Origin of the sequence: Pararhodobacter sp. CCB-MM2 (genome assembly GCF_001691415.1) — a bacterium.
Classification (GTDB): Bacteria; Pseudomonadota; Alphaproteobacteria; order Rhodobacterales; family Rhodobacteraceae; genus Pararhodobacter.
In genome coordinates this window covers 110,623-135,047 of the sequence record NZ_LRRR01000004.1, presented here as the reverse complement: position 1 = coordinate 135,047, position 24,425 = coordinate 110,623, and the positions used below count along the sequence as shown (strand labels likewise).

Here is a 24,425-nt window from a genome sequence, read left to right as displayed (position 1 = left end):
GCAACCAGGACACGACTGCGTGCTTTGCTTAACGGCATGGAAGCAAAGGCTTGACCGGCGCGCGCCATCCCCTCAATGCTGATCGGAACGGCTGGCGCCAAAGTCCGGCCGAGCAAACATATTGAGGCAAGCATGCTGAATTTCACCCAACGGGGCCGCGCGGCCCTGCTGTCTGGCGTTACCGTGGCCGCTTTGGCCTTCGCCGCCCTCGCCGCCACCAGTGACAATGCCTCGGGTCAGAGCCTGACCTTCGATTTCGGTGCTCATGTCGAAGGCGCGGAATCGGATGCCCTGCTGCTGGGTTTCGAGCTTCAGGGCCCCTCGCGCTTCAACACCGGCGCTTTCACCGGCTCCTTCGCCACCGCCGGTCGCGTCAACGAGCTGGGCGATGCCTGGCTGGGGATCGGTTTCGCCGTTCAGGCGAACCTCGGCCCGGCGTGGTATCTTGAGGGCAGCATCATGCCCGGCCTCTACCACGACAACGAGACCGACCTCGGCCATGCGATCGAGATCCGCTCGCTGTTCGGTGTGGGCTATCGCTTTGCCGGCGGCTCCAGCGTCATGCTGTCCATCGACCACCTGAGCAACGCCGACATTGGCGATTACAACCCCGGCACCAACGCCGTGATGCTGCGGTATCGTCGCCCGCTGTAATCGTATCGCCTCGGGCAGGGCCGGACGTCACAGCGTCTGGCCAACCCGGCGCAGGATTTCCACGAATTGCGCCTGCGCGGCGGTGGGCAACCAATCGTCGCGCGTGGTCACCCCGATGGCGCGCGTCGTGTCCGGCAGCGCCAGCTCCAACGGGATCAGCGCCCCCAGCGCGATCTCGGCCCCGGCCTGAAGGCGGCTGATACAGCCGACATGGTCGGACAACAGCAGCAACTCCCGCATCAATACCGCCGAGCCGCATTCGATGGTCGCCGGCCGCGACAGCCCTGCCCCGCCCAGCCGTGACAAGGCCGTCTCGAAATGTGCGCGCGACGGCGTGTCCTCGCGCGGCAAGATCCACGGGTAATCCGCCAGACGCGCCGGATCGGGCCGGCCGGACAGCAGCGGATGGCCGGGTCGCGCCACCAGAACCAGATCGTCGGTGAACAGCGCCTCCTCGACCACTTCGGGCACTGGCGCGGGTTGGCGCAGGGCCCCGATCAACAGGTCGATCTCACCCCGCCGCAAGCCCAGCAGCAAGTCCTCATAAGGGCCGTCCATGATCCGCAACGGCAGCGTCGGTCGCTGACGCCGGAACTCGGCCAGTGCGCGCGGCAACACGATCGAGCGCGACAGGGGCATCGCCCCGATGACGATCTGCCCGGCCTCGCGGCCTGCCATATCGCCCAGTTCCGCCGCCGCCTGCTCCAGCTCGGAGAAACACAGCCGCGCCGCATCGGCCAGCGCCTGCGCCGCCCGGGCGGGTTGCATCCGCTTGCCCGTGCGCTTGAACAGGGGCCGCCCGGCCTCGGATTCCAGCTGTGTCACGGCGCGGTGGACGCTGGGCTGAGACAGGCCCAGACGCTTGGCCGCCAGCGTGAAATTCTCGGCGTCGCGCACGGCGATCAGCGCCATCAGCTGCGCCCGCGTGGCCGTCAGCACCAGCCGGGGTGCCAAGGCCGCCAGCGCCGTATCGAGCCGCGCCAAGGCCCGGCGCACCCGGTGCCCATAGGCCAGCCCCGCCTCAGTCGGCCCGGCGCCTTCCCTGCCGTGATGGATCAGCGCCATGCCCGCCTCGGCCTCAAGCCGCGCCATCGCCTGACTGGCCGCCGGTTGCGAGACATGGCAAACGCGCGCCGCCGCGGTGACCGTGCCCTCGTCCAGCACCGCCAGAAACACCCGCAGATGGCGCAGGCTGGGCGTCATTTCGAGAGGGCCGACAGAAGGGCATCCGCGCGCGCGCCGAAGGCCTCGTCCGTGCCCTCGCCCATGTCGACCGCCAGTGCCGCGATCTCGTCCTGCCACAGCGCCGTCGCGGCGGCCATGCGCCCGGCGAGGCCCAGCTCTTCGACGGTCTTCGCAACCTCACGCATCTCCGCCGCGCGGCGCTTGCCGTGATGTGCCATTCGCTCGAAGTTATAGGCCGAGCGCGCGGTCCAGTCGAAGCCGGGGTCCGAGCGTTGCAGGCTGGCCAGCACCTTTCCATCCACCCCCGCCCGGCGCGCCGCCAGCAGGCTTTCGGCTGTCAGCGCCTCGATCCCCTTGATCATCACCGAGCGCAGCATCTTGATCGTCGAGGCCTGACCGACCGCGTCCCCGACCACCGTGCCGGCCATGCCGATCCCCGCCAGCCATGCCGCCGCCGCCTCGGCATGCGGGCCGGCCAGCAGCAAGGGGACCGAGGCGCGGGCCGGATGCACCGGCGCCATGATCGCCACATCGACATAGCGCCCGCCAGCGGCCTCGATCACCGCCGCCGAGCGGCGCTTGGCCCCGGGCGAGCAGGAATTGCCGTCAAACCAGAACGCCCCGGGCGTCAGCAACGCGGCACAATCGGTTGCCGCCTCCTCGGCCCGGTCGGCGGTCACCAGGCACCAGACAGCCGCCGCCCCGGACAGGGCCTCTGCCCGCGATCCGGGCGTGACTTCTGCCGCGACCATATCGTTCTGGCGACCGGCGATGTCGAAAGCCGCGATCCCCGCCAAGGCCTCGCGCCGGATGTCGCTTGCGAAAGCCTGCCCGGCCTCGCCGAAACCGATGAATGCCAGCCTGTCCATGGTGCCTCTCCCCCCTCTGTATTCTAGGCGACAATAGCACGTCCTTATACCGGCGCACCTGTTTCCGATTGGACAAACCGCCGCATCGGCCGCACATTTCGCCCCAGTTCTGGAGGAGCTATCCATGACCGAGAAAAAGAAAACCGCGCTGATCGTCAGCGCGCATGCCGCCGACTTCGTCTGGCGCTGCGGCGGCGCCATCGCGCTGCATGCCGAGCTGGGCTACAACGTCACCGTCGCCTGCCTGTCCTATGGCGAGCGCGGCGAAAGCGCCAAGCTGTGGAAAGAGGGCAAGACCCTCGACGAGGTGAAGTCGATCCGCAAGGCCGAGGCCGAGGCCGCCGCCAAGGCGCTGGGGGTCCATGACCTCGTGGAGTTCGATCTCGGCGATTATCCGATGGATTTCACCCGCGACGACCGCATGAAACTGGTGCAGGTGATGCGCGACGTGCAGCCCGCCTTCATGATGTCGCACTCGCGTTGGGACCCGTATAACTCGGACCACATGAACACCACGCAGATCGTGCTGGAATGCCGCGCCACCGCGCAGGCCTGGGGCCATAACCCCGGCGAGAAGGTTCTGGGCGCGCCGCAGGTCTACCTGTTCGAGCCGCACCAGACCGAGCAGATGGGCTGGAAGCCGTCGGTCTTCCTCGACATCACCCCGGTCTGGGAGAAGAAGAAAGCCGCGATGGAGGCCATGAACGGCCAGGTCCACCTGTGGGAATACTACACCCGCGTGGCCCAGCAGCGCGCCAACCACTTCAAGCGCAACTCGGGCGGGATGTCGGGCGGTCGCGACTGCAAATACGCGGAAGGCTTCGAGTCGATCTTCCCGCGCACCGTCGACGAACTCTGACCCCTCGCCTGTTTCATCGGGCCTTTGATCGCGGGGAGGTCCGCGCCGCGCGGTAGCAAGCCCGCGCAGGCCCGGAGCGCGATCAGGACGGGGGCGCCCGCCGACGGCGCCCCCGCTTCCGTCTCCCGCCACCTATCGGGCATTCCATTTTGAAAAGGGGCCGAAAATGGCTGTTGTCGTCCAGAACATCGACCGCGCCGACAAGGCGATCATCGAAGCGCTCGGCAAGGCCGGCGTCGCAACCGTGCACGAGGCGCAGGGCCGTACGGGCCTGATGGGCTGCAAGATGCGCCCGATCCAGCAGGACCTGACGATCTGCGGCTCGGCCGTGACGATCTCGGCCGCGCCCGGCGACAACTGGATGATCCATGTCGCCATCGAGCAGCTGCAGGAAGGCGACGTGATGGTGCTCGCGCCGACTTCGCCTTGCGACATGGGCTATTTCGGTGACCTTCTGGCGACCTCGGCCATGGCGCGCGGCTGCAAGGCGCTGATCATTGACGCGGGCGTGCGCGACACGCGCGATCTGCGTCAGATGGGCTTCGGTGTCTGGTCGACCGCCGTCTCGGCCCAAGGCACGGTCAAGGAGACGCTGGGTTCGGTCAACATCCCCATCGTCTGCGCCGGCGCGCTGGTCAATCCGGGTGACGTGATCATCGCCGATGATGACGGTGTGGTCGTCGTCCCGCGCGAGAAAGCTGCCGAGGTGCAGGCCGCCGCGCAGAAGCGCCTCGATGCCGAGGAAGCCAAGCGCGTGAAGCTGGCGGCGGGCGAGCTGGGGCTCGACATCTACAACATGCGTCCGCGGCTGGCCGAGAAGGGTCTGAAATACATCTGACGGTCTTAGTGGCTGATCCCCGGGGGGCTGTCTGCCCCCCGGACCCCCCGAGGATATTTGGAGAGTAAAGATGGGCAATCCGGTTGAGGATGGCATTCCCTGCCTCTGGATGCGGGGCGGGACTTCGAAGGGGGCGTATTTTCTGGCCTCTGACATGCCCTCCGAGGTGGCGGCGCGGGATGCGTTGCTGCTGGCGGTGATGGGCTCGCCCGATGCGCGGCAAATCGACGGGATCGGCGGGGCGGATCCGCTGACTTCGAAGGTGGCGATCCTCGGGCCGTCCACGAGGGAAGATGCCGATGTGGATTACCTGTTCCTGCAGGTCTTCGTCGATCAGGCCTTGGTCTCGGACGCGCAGGCCTGCGGGAATATTCTGGCCGGCGTCGGGCCGGCGGCGATCGAGCGGGGACTGGTGGCCGTGGCGGGCGATGAGACGCCGGTGCGGATCCATATGCTGAACACGGGCGAAGTGGCTAAAGCCGTAGTGCAGACGCCGGGTGGGCGGGTGAATTACGCCGGCGAGGCGCGGATTGACGGCGTGCCGGGCTCGCATGCGCCGGTGCCGCTGATATTCCAGAATATCGCGGGCTCCATGTGCGGCGAGCTTCTGCCGTCCGGGAATATCGTGGACGTGGTGGACGGCGTCGAATGCACGCTGATCGACAACGGCATGCCTTGCGTGATTATGGCGGCCTCGGCTTTCGGCAAGACCGGGCAGGAGAGCCGCGAGGGACTGGAGGGCGACACCGAGCTGAAAGCTAAGATCGAGGCGATCCGGTTGAAGGTCGGGCCGATGATGAATCTGGGCGACGTGACCGAGAAGTCGGTGCCGAAGATGACGCTGGTGTCTGCCCCGACCGAGGGCGGCGCGATCAACACCCGCAGCTTCATCCCGCACCGCGCGCATGCCTCGATCGGGGTCTTCGCTGCGGTCAGCGTGGCGACGGCCTGCACGCTGGAGGGCTCGCCCGCCGCCAAGCTGGCGCAGATCCCCGCGGATGGGCGCTATCTGATCGAGCATCCGACCGGCGCCGCCGAGGTGCTGATCGAGACGGATGACGCGGGCGCGGTCACTGGCGCGGGTACGCTCCGGACCGCGCGCAAGCTGTTTGACGGGCGGGTCTTCCCGCACGCCTGAGCCAGAGCGACCTGCAATCCCGTCTCAAAGGGGTCCGGCCAACTGCCGGGCCCCTTTCGCTTTTTCTTCAGAACTTCGGCGCAGGATGCGGCCGCAACGGGAGGGCTTGCATCTTCGCATCACTTGATGTATTCAAAAGTTCGAATTTGTCTATACGGACGTGACTCAGTCACAGACCCGTCCCGGCAAAACCTGTAACTCGCGTCTCTGTTTCGGGCGCCTGCCCCGGCGACCGGCCTTAGGAGGAGGATTTCATGGACCCCAAGAAAATCTCGGACACGTTGTCCGTCAGCCCGCAGATCTCGCTCGCCGATGTGGCCGAGGCGAAGGCACTGGGTTTCCGCGCCATCATCTGCAACCGTCCCGATGGCGAAGGCGCGGACCAGCCGACGTTCGAGGAAATCGAGGCCGCCGCGAAGGCACAGGGCCTTGAGGCGCGCTATGTTCCCGTGACCCCCGGCATGGTCCGCGATGAGGATGCCGAGGCGATGGAGGTGGCGCTGCGCGAACTCCCCGGCCCGATCCTGGGCTATTGCCGCACCGGCACGCGCTCGGCCACTCTGTGGTCGCTGTCGATGGCGAAGACCCGCCCCCTGCCCGAGATCCTCGCCGCGACCAAGGCCGCGGGCTATGACATGAACGGCGTCGCACGGCGCATCGCCAATGGCGGCAAGACACCGACCGATACGGGCGATGCCAGCTTCGACGTGGTCATCGTCGGCGCGGGCGCGGGCGGCATTGCCGTCGCGGCTTCGTTGAAATCGCGCAAGCCGGGGCTGAACATCGCGCTGATCGACCCCGCCGACATCCACTATTACCAGCCCGGCTGGACCATGGTGGGCGGCGGCATCTTCGACGCGCAATCCACCGCCCGTACCATGGGCAGCCTGATCCCGCAGGGCGTCCATTGGATCAAATCCGCCGTCGCGGCGTTTGAGCCTGCGAATAACGCCGTCATCCTCGATGGCTGCCGCGTGGTGAAATACACCCGCCTGATCGTCACCCCCGGTCTGAAGCTGGACTGGGCAAAGATCGACGGTCTGGTCGAGACGTTGGGCCGCAATGGCGTCACCTCGAACTACCGCTATGACCTCGCGCCTTATACTTGGGAGCTGGTGCAAAATCTGAACCGGGGCCGCGCGATCTTCAGCCAGCCGCCGATGCCGATCAAATGCGCCGGTGCGCCGCAGAAGGCGATGTATCTGTCCTCGGACGCGTGGCTGAAGCGCGGCGTGCTGAAGGATATCGAGGTCAAGTTCAACAATGCGGGCGGCGTGCTGTTCGGGGTCAAGGATTACGTCCCGGCGCTGGAAGGCTATGTGAAGAAATACGGGATCGAGACCAATTTCTTCCACAACCTGATCGCCGTCGACGGCCAAGCCAAGACCGCCACCTTCAAGGTCGCGAAGCCCGAGACCGAGCCGACCACAGTGACGATGGACTTCGACATGCTCCATGTCGTGCCGCCGCAGACCGCGCCCGATTTCATCCGCGTCTCGCCTCTGGCCGATGCGGCGGGCTGGGTGGATGTCGATCAATCGACCCTGCGCCACAAGACCTATGACAACATCTGGTCCTTGGGCGACGTGATGAACGCCCCCAACGCCAAGACCGCCGCCGCCGCACGGATGCAGGCGCCGGTGGTGGCGCAGAACGTGGCGGACGACATCGACGGCCGCTCGCCCTCGGCGATCTATAACGGCTACGGCTCGTGCCCGCTGACTGTCGAGCGCGGCAAGATCGTGCTGGCCGAGTTCGGCTATGGCGGTGCGCTGCTGCCGAGCTTCCCGAAATTCCTCGTCGATGGCACCAAGCCCACCCGCGCGGCCTGGTTGCTGAAGGAAAAACTTCTGCCCCCGATCTATTGGAAGGGTATGCTGCGCGGGAAGGAATGGATGGCGACGCCCGAGAAGGTCACCGCCAAATCGCAATGAACGAAAGCCGGGCGCCCGTCTGACAGGCGCCCACCCTGCCCGAGCTGAAAGGCATCCTCCCATGTCCCTCGCCAAATACCTGCCCATTCTGGACTGGGGCCGCCGCTACGACCGCGACGCCTTCTCTAATGACATGATCGCCGCCGTCATCGTGACGATCATGCTGATCCCGCAATCGCTGGCCTATGCCCTGCTGGCGGGCCTGCCGCCCGAGGCCGGCATCTATGCCTCGATCGCACCGATCATCCTGTACGCGATCTTCGGCACCTCGCGCGCGCTGGCCGTGGGGCCGGTGGCCGTCGTCTCGTTGATGACCGCCGCTGCCATCGGCAACATCGCCGAGACGGGGACCATGGGCTATGCCCTCGCGGCGCTGACGCTGGCCTTCCTGTCGGGCGCGATGCTGCTGGTGATGGGGGTGTTCAAGCTGGGGTTCCTCGCGAATTTCCTGTCACATCCGGTGATCGCGGGCTTCATCACGGCCTCGGGCATCCTGATCGCCGCGTCACAGTTGAAGCATGTGCTGGGCATCAGCGCCGGCGGGGATAACCTGCTGGAAGTGCTGGAGACCCTGTTCGCGCATCTGGGGGATACCAACCCGATCACTTTGGTGATCGGCGTTTCGGCCACCGCCTTCCTGTTCTGGGTCCGCAAGGGTCTGAAGCCGCGCCTGCGGGCCATGGGCCTTGGGCCGCGGATGTCGGATGTGCTGACCAAGGCTGGCCCGGTCGCGGCCGTCGTCGTCACCACCGTCCTGACCTGGGCGCTGGGTCTGGGGGACCGGGGCGTGGCCGTCGTGGGTGAGGTGCCGCAATCGCTGCCGCCGCTGACCATGCCGTCCTTCTCGCCTGAGCTGCTGAAGCAGCTGTTCGTGCCGGCCCTGCTGATCTCGGTCATCGGCTTTGTCGAGTCGATCTCGGTCGCGCAGACGCTGGCCGCGAAAAAGCGCCAGCGCATCAACCCGGACCAGGAGCTGATCGGCCTTGGGGCTGCGAATATCGGCGCGGCCTTCACCGGCGGCTATCCTGTCACCGGCGGCTTCGCCCGCTCGGTCGTGAACTTCGACGCAGGCGCCGAGACGCCCGCCGCGGGTGCCTTTACCGCCGTGGGTCTGGCCATCGCCGCCGTCGCCCTGACGCCGCTGGTCTATTTCCTGCCGAAAGCCACCTTGGCCGCGACGATCATCGTTGCCGTGCTGTCGCTGGTCGACTTCTCGATCCTCAAGAAGACCTGGGGTTACTCCAAGGCCGACTTCTTCGCTGTCGCCGCGACGATCCTGTTGACCCTGGGCTTTGGCGTCGAAACCGGCGTGTCGACCGGCGTGATCCTGTCCATTGGCCTGCACCTCTACAAGACATCGAAGCCGCATGTGGCCGAGGTGGGTCTGGTCCCGGGCACCCAGCATTTCCGCAACATCAACCGCCACAAGGTCGAGACGCATGAGGATCTGCTGACCCTGCGCGTCGACGAGAGCCTGTATTTCGTCAACGCCCGCTATCTGGAGGACCTGATCCAGGATCGTCTCGCCTCGGGTCAACGGATCAAGAACGTGGTGCTGATGTGCTCGGCGGTGAACGAGATCGACTTCTCGGCGCTGGAGAGCCTGGAGGCGATCAACACGCGGCTGAAGGATCTGGGCATCGGGCTGCATCTGTCCGAGGTGAAGGGTCCGGTGACCGACCGTCTGGGCAAGACGCATTTCCTGCACGACCTGAACGGCCGCGTCTTCCAGTCGCAATACGACGCCTGGCGGACCCTGACCGGGGCGCCGCGTCCGAACCCCGCCGCCGAGCGTGAGGCCGAGCGTAACGCCGCCACCGAAGCGCCCGCTCAAGTCTCCGGGGCCGTACCGAACCCTGCTTGAGGGGTCCCTCCCCCGACATGCGAAACGCCCGGCCAGAGCCGGGCGTTCTGCTGTCTGCGCGGGCCTTAAAGGGTCATGATCCGGGCCGAAGCGCTGGCGTAATTGTAGCTGCAGCGCACCTGCAGCGCCTGCCCGCCGCGGGTCACGCTGAGCATCACGTCGCGCGAGGTGGCGATGCCATCTGCGCCCGAGACCTCCTGCGTACCCACCACACCCGAGACGCCGAAGCCTGCATCCCGACCGGCGCTCATGCAGGCATTCTCGGCCGCCGACGAGGACGGAGCCCCCGGTGTCGGCATCGGTGCCGGCATGACCGTCGTGCTACCTGACGAGCCGCCGCCCGAGCGGATGGGAAAGCCGCGGCGCATGTCCGGCACGTCGCCGCAGGCCGACAGAAGGGTGGCGCCCGCCAGGGCCGCCAGGATGACGATACGCGTTTTCATGTCCGCTCTTCCTCGATCAGGGGAGGGTTCGCGCCCTGCCCGTTGCCATTCGTGGCAGCGGGATCGCGTCAGGCGCCGATCAGCGCCTTCGCCGCGCCCCGCGCCGCATCCGATATGGTATCGCCGGAAATCATGCGGGCAATCTCGTCGATACGCTCATCGGCGGAAAGCGGCGTCACATGGCTGAGAGTGACGCCCTCGTGAACCCGTTTCTCGACCCGCCAGTGATGCGCGCCAAGCGCCGCGACCTGCGGCGAGTGGGTGACGACCAGCACCTGCGCGCCCTCGGCCAGCGCACGCAGACGACGCCCGACGGCATCCGCCGTGGCCCCGCCGACACCGCGGTCGATCTCGTCGAAGATCATCGTCACGCCGGACTGACCCCGGCTGAGGCAGACCTTCAGCGCCAACAGGAAGCGCGAGAGTTCGCCGCCCGAGGCGATCTTGTTCAACGCCCCCGCCGGCGCGCCGGGGTTGGTGGCGACCTCGAAGCTGACGGCCTCGGCGCCCTCGGGGCCCGGCTCGGACGGCACGATGATGGTCTGGAACACCGCGCGTTCCATCTTCAGCGGCGCCAGCTCGGCGGCCATCGCCGCATCGAGCTGCCCCGCCGCTGCACGGCGCTTTTCACCGAGCAGCGCACAGGCCGCGTCGAACCGCTTGCGCGCCTCGGCCTCGGCCTGTGCCAGCTTGGCGACGCCGTTGTCACCGGCATCCAGCGCCTCCAGTCGCTCACGCAGGGCGGCGGCGTGGTTGCCCAGATCGTCGGGCAGCACGGAATGCTTGCGCGCCAGCCCCCGAAGGGCGAACAGGCGCTCTTCGACGCGCTCCAGCTCGGCCGGGTCAGCGTCCAGCGCGTCCAGCGCGCCGTCGACTTCGCTTGAAGCCTCGCCCAATTCGGTGATCGCGCGGTTCAGCGCCTCGATGGCCGCGTCGAGCCGGCCTTCCAGCCCTTCGGACGCATCTTCCAGCCAACGCAGCGCGTCCAGCGCCAGCCGCTCGGCCCCGTCCTCGCCCAGAGCCTGTCGCGCCTTGGCGACATCCCCAGCCATCCGGGCAGCGGCCTGCATCAGGCGGCGGCGCGCGTCGAGTTCCGCCTCCTCGCCCGGTTGCGGGTCGAGCGCGTCCAACTCCTTGACCGCGTGGCGCAGGAATTCCTCTTCGGCGCGCAGACCGGCCAGCCGTTCGGCTGCCCCTTCCCGCTTGCGCCGTGCCTCGGACAGGCCCCGCCATTCCGCGCGCACCGCCGACAGTTCCGCCTCGACGCCCGCATAGGCATCCAGCAATTGCCGATGCCCGCGCGGGTTCAGCAGGCCCCGGTCGTCATGCTGGCCATGCAGCTCCACCAAAGTCTCGGACAATGCGCGCAGCACATCGCCCGAGGCGCGGCGGTCGTTGATCCACGCGGTCTTGCGCCCCTCAGCGGTGTTGACGCGGCGCAGGATCAGCTCGTCCTCGTAGCCGATACCCGCCTCTTCCAGCACCTTGAGACCGGGATGACCCGGCTCCAGATCGAAGACCGCCTCGACCTCGCCCTGCGCGGCGCCCTGACGCACCAGATCGGCCCGCCCACGCCAGCCCAGCACGAAGCCCAGACTGTCGAGAAGGATGGATTTGCCCGCGCCGGTCTCGCCGGTGAGCACGTTGAGACCGGCCCGGAACTCAAGGTCCAGCCGGTCGATCAACAGCATGTCCCGAATGGCGAGGCTGCGCAGCATGGCGGCCTGATGCTCCCGTCAGATCCAGTCGCCGCGCACGGTGCGACGGTAGATCTCGCGCAGCCAGCTCTCGCCGTCCGCCTGATCCGTCAGCCCGGCTTCGGTCAACAGACGGAAGCTGTCCTCGTAGAACGGGTTCGAGCGGAAGTTATGGCCCAGGATCGCGCCAGCCGTCTGCGCCTCGGCCCGAAGACCAAGGGCGAGGTAGGATTCGACCAGACGATGCAGCGCCTCGGGGGTCTGCGTCGTCGTCTGGTAATCCTCGACCACCACGCGGAAGCGGTTGACCGCCGCCTGATAATTCCCGCGCGCCAGATAGAAGCGTCCGATCTCCATCTCCTTGGCCGCGAGGCGGTCGAAGGCGAGGTCGAATTTCAGCACCGCCGAACGAGCATATTCGGTGTTCGGATATTGCTCGATCACATAGCGCAGATGCGTGAGCGCCTGGAAGGTCAGGCCTTGGTCGCGGCCCACGTCCTCGATCTGGTCGTAATAGGTCAGCGCGACGATATAGGCCGCCCAAGCCGCGTCCGGATCGCCCGGATACTGATCGAGGAACCGGTTGGCCGAACCACGGGCCTCATCGTACTGCCCCGCCTGATGCTGGGCATAGGCCTGCATCACGATCGAGCGGCGCGCCCAGTCGGTATAGGGGTAGATGCGTTCGATCTCGCGGAAATAGCGCAGCGATTCTTCGGGGCGGCTGCTGCTCTCCAGAACATATTCGCCACGCGCGAAGATCTCCTCCGCGGTGAACCCGTCCAGCGGCTCCGTCTCGCCGACTTCGTTGGAACAGGCCGCGAGCACCAGCACCAGCGCCCCCGTCAACATGAGCGAGGAGAGCTTCCGCGCCCCTCCAACCCCGGTGCCAGCCATGCCGATCCTCTTTTCTTCACCGCCCCTTCAGGGCCGAATCCCGATTGCCCGGAGGCAATCCCCGGGCGTCTCGTAACATGTTTGCAGAGGACACGCAAAACGGCAATGCGCTGAAATCCGGGCCCGTTCGGCGGTGTCTACCACAGCCGCCACCGATGCGCGAAGCCTCGCTTATGCGGTGGCCAGCAGATCCGCGTCGCAAACGCCCGCGCCCGGCATCGAATGCGCCTGTTCAGCGTCGACGGTGACCCATTCGAAGGCCCCCGGCTGCGCCATCAGCGCGCGCACCAGACGGCCGGTCAGCGTGTGACCGGCGCGGTGGCCGACATAGCGGCCAAGGATCGGCGCACCGGCCACAGCCAGATCGCCCATCGCGTCGAGCATCTTGTGACGCACCGGCTCATTGGCGCGGCGCAGGCCACCGGGGCTGAGCACATCCGCGCCCTGCACCACGACGGCGTTCTCGTAATTCCCGCCAAGCGCGAGGCCATTGGCGCGCATGAAATCCACGTCCTGCTGACGGCAGAAGGTGCGGCAATCGCTGAGTTCGCGCACGAAGGTGCCGTTGCACAGCTCCAGCTCGTATTCCTGATGGCCGATGGCGGCATCGGGGAAGTCGATCTCAAAGGCGATGGACAGCGTGTCGGCGGGCTCCAGGCGGGCCCAGGCGTCGCCCATGCGCACTTCGACCGGGGCCAGCACGCGGATCGCCCGCAGCGGGGCCGAGAGTTCACGGATGCCGGCCTCGACAAAGGCGGCGACGAAGGGGCGCGACGAGCCGTCGAGGATCGGAACCTCAGGGCCGTCGAGGGTGATCAGCGCGTTGTGGATACCGCAGCCCGCCAGAGCGGCCATCAGGTGCTCGATGGTGGCGACGGTGGTGCCGTGGGCGTTGCCGATCTTGGTGCAGAGGTTGGCTTCGATCAGCGCCTCGGGCGAGACCTTCACACGGCGCGCAGCGGCCGGAAGGTCCAGATCCAGACGGTCGAAGACGATGCCGTGACCGGCAGGGGCCGGGTGCACGTTCAGCGCGACGGGCAGGCCCGAATGCAGGGCGACGCCGTCGAAGCGGGTGACTTGCGAAAGAGTGGTCTGCACGAGTTTGCCCTCGGCTTGTTTGGAATAGGCGTAAGGGAAAACCCCCGACGCTGCTCGGCTCACAAATTCCTTACGGGCGCGTTATCCAATGCTCAAGTCACGCTTTGTAACACGATGTAACAGAGGTCTCACGCATGCGCGAGTTTCCGCGCACCCCCGGACGCCCCTCCGTATCCCTCTGAAAACAAAAAGAAAAGAGCCAGCTTTCGCCGGCTCTTTAAGGAACTTCGAGGTATCGAAGTGATCGTTTGTTACAGCTTAATTCGCTTGGCGACGCAGGAAGGCCGGGATCTCGATCTGGTCCTGAGCGCGATGCTGCGGCTCGTCGTCATAGGCCTGAACCTGCGGCTGGGCCCGGTTGTGGCGTGCCGGCTGCTCGGCAGCGGCGGCGGCTTGGCTGCCACCATGGCCACCGGCCATGCGATGGATCAGGCCGCTGATGCCACCGCGACGGGCCTCGGGCTGCGGGGCCGGCTGCGGCGCGGGGGCCATCGGACGGCGCGCGGCCGGGGCTTCGGGCTGCTTCTCGACGGCGCGGCGCAGGCGGGCCAGCGCTTCGGGGCTGGGCTCACCGGGGTTGCGACGCGGCGCGGTATAGGCGGCCTCAGGCTGATGCGCGGGCTGCTGCTGCATCGGCTGGGGAGCCGGCTGCGGCGCGGGTTGCTTGGCGACCGGCTGCGGCTGCACGGTCACGACGGTGCGACGCGGGCTGCGCTGCGTGTCTTCGTCCAGCACGTCTTCCAGGAAGAAATCTTCCTGCACCGGCTCGGCCCGGGTTTCCATGCGCGGCTCAGGCATACGCTGCTCGGGCATGCGCTGTTCCGGCATCCGGGGCTCGGCACGGGCGGCCATGCGCGGCTGCTGCGGGGCAGCGGCACGGGCGGGCGCGGGCTCGTAGGCCGGCTGTTCGTAGCTCGGCTGCTCATAGGCCTGCGGCTCGTAGACCGGGGCAGCCTGAGCGGCGGGCTCGAACATCGGGACCTCGTCGGCCGGCTGCTCGTAGGCGGTTTCCTGCGCCGGGGCCTCGTAGCCATGGTCGTAGGTCGGTGCGTCGTAGGCAGCGGGGGCCTCGTAGGCCGGCGCCTCGACCGGGGCTTCGACGGCCGGCACATCGGCGTTCAGCGGCTCAGCCATGCGGCGGCGCGGGACGTCGGCGACGACGGCTTGCGCTTCGATGCCGGTGGCGACGACGGAGACGCGGATCGCGCCTTCCATCTCGGGGTCCAGCGTCGAGCCGACGATGATGTTGGCTTCCGGGTCGACCTTGTTGCGGATGAGGTTCGCGGCCTCGTCGAGTTCGAACAGGGTCAGGTCATGGCCGCCGGTGATGTTAATCAGCACGCCGCGAGCGCCGTTGAGGCTGATCTCATCAAGCAGCGGATTGGCAATCGCCTTCTCGGCGGCCTGACGGGCGCGGTCTTCGCCGGTGGCCTCGCCGGTGCCCATCATGGCCTTGCCCATCTCGTCCATCACCGCGCGGACGTCGGCGAAGTCGAGGTTGATCATGCCCGGACGGACCATGAGGTCGGTCACGCCCTTCACGCCCTGATACAGCACGTCATCGGCCAGCGAGAAGGCTTCCGTGAAGGTCGTGCGCTCGTTGGCGAGGCGGAACAGGTTCTGGTTCGGAATGATGATGAGGGTGTCGACGACCTTCTGCAGCTCTTCGACGCCCTGCTCGGCCTGACGCATGCGCTTGCCGCCCTCGAAGGCGAAAGGCTTGGTCACGACGCCGACGGTCAGAATGCCCATCTCACGCGCGGCCTGCGCGATGATCGGCGCGGCGCCGGTGCCGGTGCCGCCGCCCATGCCGGCGGTGATGAAGCACATGTGTGCGCCCGCCAGATGGTCCATGATCTCTTCCAGCGTCTCGGCGGCGGCATTGGCGCCGACCTCGGGACGCGCACCGGCGCCCAGACCCTCGGTGGCCTGAACGCCCAGCTGGATGCGGGTCGAGGCCTTCGATTGCTGCAGCGCCTGAGCGTCGGTGTTGGCCACCACGAAATCGACGCCCTCGAGGGCTTGGTCGATCATGTTGTTGACCGCGTTGCCGCCGGCACCGCCCACCCCGAATACGGTGATGCGCGGAGTCAGGTCCTGAGGTTCAGTCGCAATGAAGGTAAGAGTCATTCTGTCCGCCTGTATTCTTTTGCCGGAATTCCCGGGCCGATTTGCTCGGTGGTCATCCGGTCATTGGTGATTTGCCAGATTTGTACCAATCTTAACCTGAGCGAGAATCGGCGTCATCAAAAAAACGAACCAAAACCACGCAAAGGCTTAGATTCCCGCGGAAATTTGCCGCGAGGGGTCTGGAGGCAGAACCCCCGATCCACGTTTTTTCACGCGCGATCAGGGGCTTTCATGTCGATGTTGAGATGAGGCTGGCGCCGAATGTCTGACATTCAGGCGCCCAAGCAATCACCAGTTGTCGCGGAACCACTTCATCGCGCGCTTGAGCGGGCGCGCCGCGAACATCTGGGCAGGAATGTCAAAATCCCACCATTCGTCCTGGGGATGGGCCGCATACTGGCACAGCCCGACGATGGCCGCATATTCCGGCCCCGTCGCCGCCTGAGGCAGACCCGGCACGCGGATCGGCCGACCGAGCCGCACCTGCGGCCCGAGGATGCGCGCCGCCATGCCGTCGAGGCCCGGAACCTGGCTTCCGCCCCCCGTCAGCACGATCTGCTGGCTGGGCAGATGGTCGAAGCCCGCGACATCCAGACGGGCGCGCACTTCCTCGAGGATCTCGGCCATGCGGGGGCGCATGATGCCGATCAGCTCCGAGCGGGTGACCGTCCGCCGGTCCTTTTCCCAATCGCCGCTATCGCCACCGATCTCGATGCGCTGGCGGTCGTCTTGGCCCGTGGCCATCAGCCCGCCGTGGAAAGTCTTGATCCGCTCGGCCGTCGAATAGGGGATCTGCAGACCCTTGGCGATGTCACCGGTGATGTGATCGCCGCCCAGCCGCACGGTGTCGGCATAGATCATATGGCCCTTGATGAAGATCGACAGCGTGGTCGTGCCGCCGCCAAGGTCGATTGCCGCCGCGCCCAGCTCCTGCTCGTCCTCGACCAGCGAGGCCCGGCCCGAGACATAGGGCGCCGCCGCCAGACCCGCGACCTCGACATCGCAGCGCTTCAGGCAATGCACGAGGTTCTGCACCACATCCGTATCGACGCCCAGCATGTGCATGTCGCAGCCCAGCCGGCGACCGGCCTGCCCGCGAGGATCGGCCAGACCCGAACGGTGATCGAGCACGAAATTCACCGGCTGCGCGTGCAGCGCCTCGCGGCCATGGCCCAGATCGGGCGCATCGCAAGCATCCAGCACGCGGGCGATGTCGTTCTCGCTCACGCGCTCGCTCTCCAGCTCCACGCTGCCCTCAAGCCCGTAGCTGCGCATGTCCCCGCCCGAGAAGGTCAGGATCGCATGATCTACCCGCGTCTGCGCCATCTTCTGCGCGTTTTGCAGGGCGGTGCGCACGGCGCGTTCGGTCTCGCGCATGGCGACGATCTCGCCGAAGCGGACGCCGCGCGAACAGGTGGTGCCCGCGCCGATCACCCGGAACGCCGCCTGCCCCGCCATGTTCCCCACGCCCGAGCCCTCACGCGGGCCGTCCGAGACGCCGAATTTCAGGATCAGACAGGCCACCTTGTGCGTGCCGACATCCATCACCGCGATGACACCGCGTTGCATGGCCTGACGGCGCAGGTTGCGCATGGCGCGTTGCGATTCATAGAGAACGGTCATCGGCTTGAGGCTCCGGTGGACTGGTTGCGGTTGCGGGTGAGGTCTTGCATCGCGGCGGCGGTCAGCCGCAGGGTCGGGCGGGCCGGGTTGCGCATGTCGACGATCTGCACGTCCCGGGACAGAAGTTGTTGCTGCACGCCCTCGGACATGGCGACGACGCGTTCCAGCGCCTCGAGGGCGCCTTCGGCCGGCAACAGGATGCGCTGATCGCGGTCCAGAACGACGTCCCAGCGGCGCTCAGACACGCGTACGAGGCCGCGCATCCGCGACTGAATCGGCGCTGCAGCAGCCCAGAGGGTCTGTGCTTCGGCCACAGCGGCGGTGGCGCCCTCGCCGGCGATCAGCGGCAGGTCGGCGCGGGCGGCGCGGGTGGCCAGCCGGGCGACGCGGTGCCCTTCGTCATCGACGAGGTACAGCCCCTCCGGCGCGCGCCAGACCATGGCCGGGACACGCTCGGTCAAACGGATCTCCAACACGCCGCCCGACCGGATCTGCAGCCAGGCCCCTTCGACGGCATCGAGGGATTCCGCCGTGGCGCGCAGCTCGGCAAGGTCCAGATCCCAGGAGGAGACCGGGAAATGCAGGTTCAGAAGGCTCTCGACGCCCTCGGCCACTTCCGGCGAGGCCGAGATCACCTCAGCCGAGTTCACCCGGAACATCGGCTGGTTCTGCACATGGTCGATCACACCGTTGATCGAGGCCTCCAGCATGGCGCGGTTCTCGGGCTTCGACATCCACCCGGCGGCGAAGGACAGCACCAGAAGCAGCGGCAGACCGAAGCGCACGAAGCGGCGGATCCCGGGGGTGAGCCACATGCGGTTGAGGCGGTAGGCCAGACGGCTCGGCGAGGGGTCATGGCGACGCGGGGCCTCGTCCTCGACCGGCCAATCCATGACGGCGGCAGCATTGGCCCCCAGCTGGAAGCTGAAGCCGCCCTCGGGCGTGTCCCCGCCACCGACGAACCCTTTCGCGGCGCGCGATTGCGCGATGAAGCCGGGCACGGCGGGTGTGACCGGGGCTTCGGGGCGGTCAAGATCGGCCTGCGGGCGGCGCGGGGCGGGTACGGTCTCGAACGGGACGGCGTCCAGCTCGGGCTCTTCCTCGGCGAAGGGCTCCAGCAAGTCGCCCTCAGGACCGCGAGCGGCGCGCATGCCTTCGGGCAGCGGCGGCCAGGCGCGGTCGGGCATGTCGATGGACCAACGGCCCTTGGGCAGGCTGCGCGAACGGACCGGCCGCCCGGCGGGAACCGCGGGCGGCGTCACTTCCAGCCGGTCAGGCCAGACCCAGGCGCTGTCCGTGCGCGCCCGCATCGCAGGAGGTTCGTCGCTCTTCAGCGCTGACACGAGGCGTCCTCCACCAGCAAGCGGCAGAGTTCGGGGAAGCTGATGCCGCAATGCGCCGCCTGTTCCGGGCTGAGCGAGGTGGGCGTCATCCCCGGCTGGGTGTTGGTCTCCAGCAGCACCAGCCCGGCGAGGCCACGCGCCTCATCCCAGCGGAAGTCGGTGCGGCTGAGGCCGCGGCACCCCAGCGCCTGATGGGCCCGTAGCGCGTAGTCCATGCAGGCGTCGAAGATCTCGGCCGGGACCTGCGCCGGCACCACATGCGACGAGCCGCCCGCCTTGTACTTGGCGTCGTAATCGTACCAGCCGGTGGTGACGATATCGGTCACCGTCAGCGCCCGGTCGCCGAAGACCGAGCAGGTCAGCTCACGGCCCGGCACATAGGCCTCGACCATGACCGTATCGGGCATCGCGTCATCAAGCTGGGGCGGGCCGTTGTTCTCGTCCATCACCAGCCAGACGCCGACGGACGAGCCCTCGTTATAGGGCTTCACCACATAGGGGGGCGCCATGACATGGGCCGCGCGCACGGCGTCCTTGGAGGCCAGCAGGCTGTCCACGACCGGCAACCCGGCCTCGCGATAGGCCTGCTTGGTGCGTTCCTTGTCCATGGCCAGCGCCGAGGCCAGCACGCCCGAATGGGTATAGGGGATCTGCAGCCATTCCAGCAGGCCCTGTACGCAGCCGTCCTCGCCCCAACGGCCATGCAGCGCGTTGAAACAGGCGTCCGGCTTCAGCGCGACCAGCCGTTCGGCCAGATCGCGGCCGGCATCGACCTCGACGACGTTGAATCCCGCCTCCCGCAGCGCGGCCGCGCACATGCGCCCCGAAGACAGCGACACCTCGCGCTCAGCCGAGGGTCCGCCCATCAAAACCGCCACTGTGGGGGCTGCCCTGCTCGACATGCCCACCAACTCTGCCTCTCGCGGGGTCTTTGCGACCCCTTTCTTCCGGGGGCTTTGGGCCCCTCTCAACCGCCGGATCTGTTGCCCGGTCGGCCTGCTTTCATTTTTGCGGCACAGATCACGACAGACGGCTCCAAGACCATGGAACGCCCGCCAGAAAACAAATCTGCACCCGTGGAAGCATTCTAGCGCAAACGCCTGCGTTTCCAACTCCCTTTTTGCGCGCCCTGCCCCGGTGCCGCCCCGATCCCGCCGCAATACGGGCCCGCAACAAGACCGCCTTTCAGGCGCCGAAACCACAAGCTGTAGGCGTTTCGTTCGCGACGGACCGCTATTTCTAGCGACGTCCGGGGTCTGATGAGGGACGCAACCAAGGGTCCGGCACCCGCTCAGGTTGCGGCGCTCCTGTGGCAGAATTGCCGCCCTGAAAGCCACCCGCGCCTTGTGAGCAAGGGCATCCGCGCGGCCCGTGGGCCAGCCTGCCGTCGATCACGAAAGCGTTTGCCGGGCGCGAGCGTTTTTCGGCGGAACTTCGCGCGGTGTGGCGGCGTTGGCTCTGCAACCTCGCGAACACATTCGGATATCTCTCTATGACCCTTCTTCCCGATCAGCCGCAGGCCCTGACCCTGCCGCGCCTCCCGCTCCCCTCGGCCGACATGCGCCGCAAGTTCCGCCCTTTCGCCATTGCCGCCAGCCTCACCGGCAGCGCCGTCCTGATTGCCATGCTGAACGGGATCTACGACGGCCGCCTATACGCCGGGGCGACGATGGTCGGCTTTGCCCTGTGCCTGCTGCTTGAAGCGGCTCAAGCCTGGCAAGATCACCGCAGCCAGCGCGCACGCCCGTCCACGCCGCGCACCTTGCCGCGTCCGCAAGCCCGCAGCATGGCGGAACCCGAGCGCGCCCGGCGCAAACGCCTCGCCGCCTGATCTGATTTACGGCTTGCGCTTCACCAGCAGGCTCGCGCCTCCGCCGACCAGCGCACCGAAAGCGGCGGGGGCGAGCATCATGATCGCGCCGGCGCTATAGGCGAGGCCGTTGAACCCGACCGAAAGCCGGCCCATCGCCATCAGGCCGAACATGGTGAAGACCAACAGCGCGGCCCAGGCCAAAGCGCCCCAGGCGCCGGTATTGCGGCCCAGCAGCCATCCTGGCACCAGCCCCACCGCGAAAGCCAAGAGAACGACGATCAGGGTGTTGGGGCTCATCTCGGGATCCTCAGTCTTGCAAACGCGCCGGCAGGCCATGGGCCCAAGCGCTGATTGTACCGGCACCAAGGCAGACCACCATGTCGCCGGGTTTCGCCTCGGCCCGAACGAGGGCTTCCAGATCATCCTCGGTCTTCAGCGCATGCGCCGAGGCATGGCCATGCGCCGAAATCGACGCCACCAGATGGTCGCGGTCGATACCGGGGATCGGGTCCTCGCCCGCCGAATAGACCTCGGCGATACCCACGACATCGGCGCCGTCGAAGCAGCGCGTGAACTCGCCGAACAGCGAAGACAGGCGCGTGAAGCGATGCGGCTGGTGCACGGCGATCACCCGCCCCTCTCCGCCCAGCGACTGGCGCGCGGCCTTGATCACGGCGGCGATCTCGACCGGGTGGTGGCCATAATCGTCGATGATCGTGACACCCCCGACCTCACCCACGCGGGTGAAGCGGCGACCGACCCCGGCAAAGCCCGCCAAAGCGGCGCGGATCTGGTCGTCAGACATTCCAAGATCCAACCCCACCGCGACCGAGGCCAAAGCGTTTGAGACGTTGTGATCGCCGGGCATCGGCAGGGTCCCATTGTCAATTTTCCGACATTCTACCCCGTGGCCGACGGCAATGTCGAAACAAGCCTTGCCCTTTTCGAACCTCAGCCCCTCAGCCCGGACGTCCGCTTCCGGCCGGAAGCCAAAGGTCACCACGCGGCGGTTCTGGACCTTTTCTGCCAAAGCCGCGACTTCGGGATGGTCGATGCACAGCACGGCCAGGCCGTAGAAGGGAATGCCTTGGACGAAGCGCAGGAAGCCCTCACGCAGGGCGTCGAAATCGCCCCAATGCTCAAGATGCTCGGGGTCGATATTGGTGACCACGGCCACATGCGTCGGCAGGATGTTGAAGGAGCCGTCGCTCTCGTCGGCCTCGACCACCATCCACTCGCCCGCGCCGTCCTTGGCGTTCGAGCCATAGGCATGGATGATCCCGCCGTTGATCACACCGGGATCGAAGCCGCCGGCCTCGAGCATCGCGGCCATCATCGTCGTCGTTGTCGTCTTGCCATGCGTCCCGGCCAACGAGATGGTCCGGCGCAGGCGCATCAGCTCGGCCAGCATCTCGGCGCGGCGCACGACCGGCAGGCCAAGGCGCTTGGCCTCGGCATATTCCGGGTTCGAGGGCTTGATCGCGGTCGAGGCCACGACCACCGCCGCGCCCTGCACATGCACGGCCTCATGGCCGACATGGATCACCGCCCCCAGCCCCGCCAGACGCTCGGTGATGGCCGAGCCCTTGGCGTCGGAACCCTGCACGGCATAGCCCTGCCCCAGCAGCATCTCGGCGATGCCGGACATGCCGATGCCGCCGATACCGATGAAATGGATGGGGCCCAGCCCCGCGGGTAGCAGCGTATTCATGCGTGGTCTTTCAGGCGGGAGGGCCAGCGAGATGCTCGGCCAGATCGGCAAGGCGGGCGGCCGCATCCGGGATGCCGAGGCGCTGCGCGGCCAGCGACATCTGCACCGCGGCCTGCGGCTGGGTCAGGATGGAGGTGACGGCATCGGCCAGCGCCTCGGGCGTGAAGGCATTCTCGGGCATCAGCACGGCGGCATCAGCCTCGACCAGCCCGCGCGCATTGGCATGCTGCTCGCCCCGGATCGCGGCGGCATAGGGCACCAGCACCGAGGGGCGGCCGATCACCGTCAGATCCGCCACCGTCGAAGCCCCCGAGCGCGAGATCACCAGCTGCGCCTCGGCGAAACGGGCGGGAATGTCGGCAAAGAAGGGCTCGACCTCGGCGTCGATCCCGGCCGCGTCGTAGGCGGCGATCACGCGGTCCAGATCCTCGGGGCGGGCCTGCTGAGCGACACGCAGATGCTGGCGCAGGCCGTCCGGCAGCATCGCCAGCGCGGCGGGCACCACGTCCGAAAGGATGCGCGCCCCCTGACTGCCGCCGATCACCACCAGCGACATCGGATAGGGTCCAGGTTCGATATAGGGCGCGCGGGCCCGTTCACGCACCGCGCTGCGCACGGGATTGCCGGTATGGATGCCCTCGACCCCGGCGGGCAAGGCGGTCGGCCATGTGCCACAGGCGACGGCCGAGACGCGCTTGGCGAAGATCTCGTTCACCCGGCCCAGCACGCCGTTCTGTTCATGGATCAGCCGCGGCAGGCGCAGGATCGTCGCCGCCGACAGCGCCGGGATCGAGGGATAGCCGCCGAAGCCCGCCACGACCGAGGGGCGGTCCAGCAGCATCGACACCACGGCCTTCACCACGCCCCCACCGATGCGGAACGGCACCAGCAGCTTGGCCAGCACCCCGCCCCGCGCGAAGGTGGCGGAGCCGACGACGCGACGCTCAACAGCCTCGGGGAAGCCGCCGGCATAGCGCGCGCCGCGGGCATCGGTGGAGAGGACGACGCGCCAGCCCCGGGCCAGCAGCTCTTCGGCCAAAGCCTGTGCGGGGAACATATGCCCCCCGGTCCCCCCGGCAGCGATCACCGCCAGCGGGGGTTTGCGACCTGCGTGGCGTGCCATTCAACGTCCCCGGTTCTGCAGAAGTTCAGAGATCTCACCCTGCGGGCGCGACCGAGTGAGCGCAAGCAACATCCCCGTCATCAGCCCCATGGCCAGAAGGGACGAGCCGCCTTGGCTGATGAATGGCAGGGTCATGCCCTTGGCGGGCAGCAGGCGCACGGCGACGCCCATGTTGATCATCGCCTGCGCCGAGAGCATGGCGACAAGGCCGGTGCCGGCGAGGCGCACGAAGGGATCACGCTCGCGCGTCAGGCGCATCAGGGCGCGAAGGCAGATCACCGCGTAGAGGGCGATGATCAGGGCCACCAGCAGGAAGCCGTATTCCTCGGCCGCGACGGCGATGACAAAGTCGGTATGGGCGTCGGGCAGCTGCCATTTCACCTGCCCCTCGCCCACGCCCATGCCCCACAGACCGCCCTCCTGGATGGCCGAGGTCGCATAGCCCAGCTGCGAGCGGGCATCGAGTTCGGCACTGAGGAAGGCGTCGATCCGGCGGGCGAAGTGCTCGGAGACGTTATAGGCGATGAAGCCGCCGCCAACGACGGTCGCGGCCAGCCCGGTGATGATGACGATCGAGGCGCCCGAGACGAAATACATCGCGCCCCAGCCGAACAGCACCAGCGCCGATTGGCCGAAGTCCGGCTGGATGACCAGCAGACCCACGGTCGCGACGGTCACGCCCAGCGACATCAGCCGTCCCGGCGGGCCGTTCAGGTCCTGCCCTGCAGCCAGAAGCCAGCCGGCGGTCACGGCGAGGCACGGCTTGACGAATTCCGACGGCTGGATCGAGGTGAAGCCCAGAGACAGCCAGCGCGTCGCGCCCTTGCCGAAGTCGGTGCCGATCACCGGCAGGGCCAGCAGGGTGGCGAAGCCGATGATGAAGCCCAACACCGCCCAGCGGCGCACCGTTTCGGGGCTGCGCATCGAGACGAACAGCATGATGCCGACGCTCATCGCGACGAAGATCAGGTGGCGTTCGAAATAATGGAACGGCGGCAAATGGTTGCGGGTCGCCAGCGGCGGCGACGAGGCCAGTGCCAACAGAAGCCCGATTGCCACCAGCAACAACACGCTGCTGATCGTCCAGCGATCCACCGTACGCCACCAGCGCGACAGCACCGGCTCGCCCTGCTGGGCGGGGATGCTGCCATGAACCATTTCCGTCATGACTGTCCTGCTCGATCTGCCAAATCGATATGTTCAACG

General features: G+C 67.3%; 21 protein-coding genes. 7 read left to right on the top strand and 14 right to left on the bottom strand.

Annotated elements, in window-relative coordinates; translation table 11 throughout:
• Positions 1-132: 132 nt before the first annotated feature.
• On the top strand, positions 133-654 hold the full coding sequence (locus tag BCY78_RS06850; RefSeq protein ID WP_068299953.1) for an acyloxyacyl hydrolase: 522 nt from the start codon (positions 133-135) through the stop codon (positions 652-654).
• Between the two features lie 27 nt (positions 655-681).
• Here BCY78_RS06850 and BCY78_RS06845 read toward each other — a convergent pair whose 3' ends face one another.
• Both BCY78_RS06845 and BCY78_RS06840 read right to left on the bottom strand, forming a co-directional pair.
• A complete protein-coding gene (locus tag BCY78_RS06845; protein WP_068299699.1) occupies positions 682-1,857 on the bottom strand; it encodes a LysR family transcriptional regulator in 1,176 nt (391 codons plus the stop codon).
• Positions 1,854-2,708, bottom strand: a complete 855-nt coding sequence (locus tag BCY78_RS06840) for an NAD(P)-dependent oxidoreductase (RefSeq protein ID WP_068299697.1) — start codon at positions 2,706-2,708, stop codon at positions 1,854-1,856. Before BCY78_RS06840 ends, BCY78_RS06845 begins: the two co-directional genes overlap by 4 nt.
• Before the next feature lie 124 nt (positions 2,709-2,832).
• Here BCY78_RS06840 and BCY78_RS06835 point away from each other — a divergent pair, with 124 nt between their 5' ends.
• The 5 genes from BCY78_RS06835 to BCY78_RS06815 all read left to right on the top strand — a co-directional run bounded on the left by BCY78_RS06835 (position 2,833) and on the right by BCY78_RS06815 (position 9,341).
• Positions 2,833-3,567, top strand: a complete 735-nt coding sequence (locus tag BCY78_RS06835; protein ID WP_068299694.1) for a PIG-L deacetylase family protein — start codon at positions 2,833-2,835, stop codon at positions 3,565-3,567.
• A gap of 166 nt (positions 3,568-3,733) precedes the next feature.
• The gene (locus BCY78_RS06830) at positions 3,734-4,405 is read left to right on the top strand and encodes a 4-carboxy-4-hydroxy-2-oxoadipate aldolase/oxaloacetate decarboxylase (protein ID WP_068299692.1); all 672 of its coding nucleotides are present in this window, start codon (positions 3,734-3,736) and stop codon (positions 4,403-4,405) included.
• Between the two features lie 70 nt (positions 4,406-4,475).
• A complete protein-coding gene (locus BCY78_RS06825) occupies positions 4,476-5,543 on the top strand; it encodes a 4-oxalomesaconate tautomerase (protein WP_068299691.1) in 1,068 nt (355 codons plus the stop codon).
• A gap of 254 nt (positions 5,544-5,797) precedes the next feature.
• Complete coding sequence (locus BCY78_RS06820; RefSeq protein ID WP_068299689.1) at positions 5,798-7,477, top strand: bifunctional protein tyrosine phosphatase family protein/NAD(P)/FAD-dependent oxidoreductase; 1,680 nt, start codon at positions 5,798-5,800, stop codon at positions 7,475-7,477.
• A 61-nt stretch (positions 7,478-7,538) separates the two neighbouring features.
• Entirely contained in the window at positions 7,539-9,341 is a 1,803-nt protein-coding gene (locus BCY78_RS06815; protein ID WP_083194860.1) for a SulP family inorganic anion transporter, read from the top strand.
• A 65-nt stretch (positions 9,342-9,406) separates the two neighbouring features.
• On the opposite strand, the gene BCY78_RS06810 is transcribed toward BCY78_RS06815, so the two are convergent.
• The 8 genes from BCY78_RS06810 to BCY78_RS06775 form a co-directional block, all read right to left on the bottom strand.
• The gene (locus BCY78_RS06810) at positions 9,407-9,784 is read right to left on the bottom strand and encodes a hypothetical protein (protein WP_068299686.1); all 378 of its coding nucleotides are present in this window, start codon (positions 9,782-9,784) and stop codon (positions 9,407-9,409) included.
• 68 nt (positions 9,785-9,852) lie between these two features.
• On the bottom strand, positions 9,853-11,502 hold the full coding sequence (gene recN / locus BCY78_RS06805) for a DNA repair protein RecN (protein WP_068299682.1): 1,650 nt from the start codon (positions 11,500-11,502) through the stop codon (positions 9,853-9,855).
• Between the two features lie 18 nt (positions 11,503-11,520).
• Positions 11,521-12,378, bottom strand: a complete 858-nt coding sequence (locus BCY78_RS06800) for an outer membrane protein assembly factor BamD (RefSeq protein WP_068299679.1) — start codon at positions 12,376-12,378, stop codon at positions 11,521-11,523.
• Between the two features lie 171 nt (positions 12,379-12,549).
• Complete coding sequence (gene lpxC, locus BCY78_RS06795) at positions 12,550-13,476, bottom strand: UDP-3-O-acyl-N-acetylglucosamine deacetylase (protein ID WP_068299676.1); 927 nt, start codon at positions 13,474-13,476, stop codon at positions 12,550-12,552.
• 258 nt (positions 13,477-13,734) lie between these two features.
• A complete protein-coding gene (gene ftsZ, locus BCY78_RS06790; protein WP_068299669.1) occupies positions 13,735-15,606 on the bottom strand; it encodes a cell division protein FtsZ in 1,872 nt (623 codons plus the stop codon).
• Between the two features lie 288 nt (positions 15,607-15,894).
• Positions 15,895-17,229, bottom strand: a complete 1,335-nt coding sequence (gene ftsA / locus BCY78_RS06785; RefSeq protein ID WP_068299666.1) for a cell division protein FtsA — start codon at positions 17,227-17,229, stop codon at positions 15,895-15,897.
• Positions 17,226-18,572 (bottom strand): cell division protein FtsQ/DivIB, encoded by a 1,347-nt coding sequence (locus BCY78_RS06780; protein WP_233499363.1) that lies wholly within the window; start codon positions 18,570-18,572, stop codon positions 17,226-17,228. The genes ftsA and BCY78_RS06780 overlap by 4 nt, the downstream gene beginning before the upstream one ends.
• Positions 18,560-19,438 (bottom strand): D-alanine--D-alanine ligase, encoded by an 879-nt coding sequence (locus tag BCY78_RS06775; RefSeq protein ID WP_068299664.1) that lies wholly within the window; start codon positions 19,436-19,438, stop codon positions 18,560-18,562. Before BCY78_RS06775 ends, BCY78_RS06780 begins: the two co-directional genes overlap by 13 nt.
• 626 nt (positions 19,439-20,064) lie before the next feature.
• Between BCY78_RS06775 and BCY78_RS06770 the strand changes: the two genes are divergently transcribed.
• Positions 20,065-20,403, top strand: a complete 339-nt coding sequence (locus BCY78_RS06770) for a hypothetical protein (protein WP_068299661.1) — start codon at positions 20,065-20,067, stop codon at positions 20,401-20,403.
• A gap of 6 nt (positions 20,404-20,409) precedes the next feature.
• Here the strand turns inward: BCY78_RS06770 and BCY78_RS06765 are convergent, their stop codons facing one another.
• From BCY78_RS06765 to BCY78_RS06750, 4 genes are read right to left on the bottom strand one after another with little or no spacing between them, the layout of a single operon-like run.
• Positions 20,410-20,682, bottom strand: coding sequence for a hypothetical protein (locus BCY78_RS06765; protein WP_068299658.1), 273 nt, complete (start codon positions 20,680-20,682; stop codon positions 20,410-20,412).
• 10 nt (positions 20,683-20,692) lie between these two features.
• Positions 20,693-22,096 carry a UDP-N-acetylmuramate--L-alanine ligase gene (murC, locus tag BCY78_RS06760; protein ID WP_068299656.1) on the bottom strand — a complete coding sequence of 468 codons (1,404 nt, stop codon included), beginning with the start codon at positions 22,094-22,096 and terminating at the stop codon, positions 20,693-20,695.
• Between the two features lie 10 nt (positions 22,097-22,106).
• The gene (locus tag BCY78_RS06755) at positions 22,107-23,219 is read right to left on the bottom strand and encodes a glycosyltransferase (RefSeq protein WP_068299653.1); all 1,113 of its coding nucleotides are present in this window, start codon (positions 23,217-23,219) and stop codon (positions 22,107-22,109) included.
• Entirely contained in the window at positions 23,220-24,386 is a 1,167-nt protein-coding gene (locus BCY78_RS06750; RefSeq protein ID WP_068299651.1) for an FtsW/RodA/SpoVE family cell cycle protein, read from the bottom strand.
• Between the last annotated feature and the right edge of the window lie 39 nt (positions 24,387-24,425).

Excerpts from the sequence above, each read along its gene's own strand:
- BCY78_RS06835 (WP_068299694.1), top strand. The coding sequence starts at position 2,833 with ATGACCGAGAAAAAGAAAACCGCGCTGATCGTCAGCGCGCATGCCGCC.
- BCY78_RS06775 (WP_068299664.1), bottom strand. The coding sequence starts at position 19,438 with ATGGGCGGACCCTCGGCTGAGCGCGAGGTGTCGCTGTCTTCGGGGCGC.
- ftsZ (WP_068299669.1), bottom strand. The coding sequence starts at position 15,606 with ATGACTCTTACCTTCATTGCGACTGAACCTCAGGACCTGACTCCGCGC.
- BCY78_RS06850 (WP_068299953.1), top strand. The coding sequence starts at position 133 with ATGCTGAATTTCACCCAACGGGGCCGCGCGGCCCTGCTGTCTGGCGTT.
- BCY78_RS06770 (WP_068299661.1), top strand. The coding sequence starts at position 20,065 with ATGACCCTTCTTCCCGATCAGCCGCAGGCCCTGACCCTGCCGCGCCTC.
- BCY78_RS06840 (WP_068299697.1), bottom strand. The coding sequence starts at position 2,708 with ATGGACAGGCTGGCATTCATCGGTTTCGGCGAGGCCGGGCAGGCTTTC.
- BCY78_RS06750 (WP_068299651.1), bottom strand. The coding sequence starts at position 24,386 with ATGACGGAAATGGTTCATGGCAGCATCCCCGCCCAGCAGGGCGAGCCG.
- BCY78_RS06810 (WP_068299686.1), bottom strand. The coding sequence starts at position 9,784 with ATGAAAACGCGTATCGTCATCCTGGCGGCCCTGGCGGGCGCCACCCTT.
- BCY78_RS06765 (WP_068299658.1), bottom strand. The coding sequence starts at position 20,682 with ATGAGCCCCAACACCCTGATCGTCGTTCTCTTGGCTTTCGCGGTGGGG.
- recN (WP_068299682.1), bottom strand. The coding sequence starts at position 11,502 with ATGCTGCGCAGCCTCGCCATTCGGGACATGCTGTTGATCGACCGGCTG.
- BCY78_RS06755 (WP_068299653.1), bottom strand. The coding sequence starts at position 23,219 with ATGGCACGCCACGCAGGTCGCAAACCCCCGCTGGCGGTGATCGCTGCC.
- BCY78_RS06820 (WP_068299689.1), top strand. The coding sequence starts at position 5,798 with ATGGACCCCAAGAAAATCTCGGACACGTTGTCCGTCAGCCCGCAGATC.
- BCY78_RS06815 (WP_083194860.1), top strand. The coding sequence starts at position 7,539 with ATGTCCCTCGCCAAATACCTGCCCATTCTGGACTGGGGCCGCCGCTAC.
- BCY78_RS06845 (WP_068299699.1), bottom strand. The coding sequence starts at position 1,857 with ATGACGCCCAGCCTGCGCCATCTGCGGGTGTTTCTGGCGGTGCTGGAC.
- ftsA (WP_068299666.1), bottom strand. The coding sequence starts at position 17,229 with ATGACCGTTCTCTATGAATCGCAACGCGCCATGCGCAACCTGCGCCGT.
- BCY78_RS06800 (WP_068299679.1), bottom strand. The coding sequence starts at position 12,378 with ATGGCTGGCACCGGGGTTGGAGGGGCGCGGAAGCTCTCCTCGCTCATG.
- BCY78_RS06830 (WP_068299692.1), top strand. The coding sequence starts at position 3,734 with ATGGCTGTTGTCGTCCAGAACATCGACCGCGCCGACAAGGCGATCATC.
- BCY78_RS06825 (WP_068299691.1), top strand. The coding sequence starts at position 4,476 with ATGGGCAATCCGGTTGAGGATGGCATTCCCTGCCTCTGGATGCGGGGC.
- murC (WP_068299656.1), bottom strand. The coding sequence starts at position 22,096 with ATGAATACGCTGCTACCCGCGGGGCTGGGCCCCATCCATTTCATCGGT.